We start from the raw sequence: 1,159 nt of genomic DNA on the forward strand, positions 1-1,159 counted from the left end.
GCAAATATTTATTTAGATGCTTATCCATTTTCTGGAATGACTTCATTAATAGATCCATTGCAGATTTGTTTACCTACTGTTGTTATGCAAAAAGAATCTGCTCGCTCTCGGAGGGGAGCGTCTTTGTTGCGCTATCTTGAGATGCCAGAATTAATTGCAGATAATGAAGATAGTTATATTCAATTAGCAGTTAATTTGGGAAATGATTCTAATTTACGAACAGTTTATCAAGACAGAATAGAGAAAAAAATGCAGGGTAATCCGCAGTTTTTGGATAGTCGCTATTACTCTAGTCAAATGGGAGCTTTATTTCAAAAAGTATTTCAAGAATATTTAGTATCGGATAATTAATTATCATAACTCTAGGTTAGATTTTGCTCCGCAATATGTTAAGCTTTGAGGTAATTAAAAGTCTGGTAGCTCATCCAGATAGAGCTAAGATGACTCTATTAATAGATAACAGTAATATTTCTGCTGAGGATGCAGATTTAATTTTATCTAGTGTGGCGATGAATTTGTTAATGGAGTTAGAATTAGAGGTAGATGAGGGACCAGAAATTGTTTTGGTTGGGGAATTGAGTCAAATACAATGGTCAGCTTTAATTCCTCAACTGCAAGGTCGGATTAAATTGGATAATGAGAATAAAGAAGCGATCGCTAAGGCAAAAGTACAAGAAATTTTTTCAATATAGAAAGCTAAAGTTATTACAGGATAATTTATTAATATTATGATAACTGAAATTGTCGAAAAAGGTGTTTACTTTATCTTTTCACCAGTTAAAAAATGCTCTCATATATCAATTTGTATAGCAGAAGGTTTGAAAAGACTAGGAATTCCTATTTTTTCTAACATAGATTGTTGGTTAATCGACTTGAAAAATCAAGAATATTTGTTTAAAAATGATCGCCAATTACATCCTAACAATTGTGCAATCGTAGTGGCCGATATTTATTTCATAGAAATGACAAATAACCACCCTTTATTTGATTTATTTTACGAACTCAATGAAGAAGTTATTTTAGTTATAATAGATCCCAATGATAGCGATCATGTATTAACTGGTAGAACAGAGAGATTAACAGCCGTAATTCGCGTGCATATGCACAAATTTAGGAAGTATCCAAGCCAATATATTCCCTGGGCATTTGGCATTTCTGA

At 32.4% G+C, this 1,159-nt stretch carries 2 protein-coding genes and 1 pseudogene; all 3 read left to right on the plus strand.

What is annotated here, in order from left to right:
- Window positions 1–351 (plus strand): annotated as a pseudogene (locus tag F6K27_RS34230) (methyltransferase type 11); the annotation flags it as partial.
- Between the two features lie 35 nt (window positions 352–386).
- Window positions 387–692: a hypothetical protein gene (locus tag F6K27_RS34235; protein ID WP_353736107.1), complete on the plus strand. Its 306-nt coding sequence runs from the start codon at window positions 387–389 to the stop codon at window positions 690–692.
- A gap of 126 nt (window positions 693–818) precedes the next feature.
- Window positions 819–1,159, plus strand: a 341-nt coding sequence (locus F6K27_RS33300) for a hypothetical protein (RefSeq protein ID WP_287300979.1), incomplete at its 3' end; no start/stop codon positions are given.

Origin of the sequence: Okeania sp. SIO2F5, from assembly GCF_010692685.1 — a bacterium.
In the GTDB taxonomy this organism is placed as follows: Bacteria; Cyanobacteriota; Cyanobacteriia; order Cyanobacteriales; family Microcoleaceae; genus Okeania; species Okeania hirsuta.

What these genes read in the sequence shown, in the direction of transcription:
- F6K27_RS34235 (WP_353736107.1), top strand. Translation starts at nt 387, where the DNA reads ATGTTAAGCTTTGAGGTAATTAAAAGTCTGGTAGCTCATCCAGATAGA.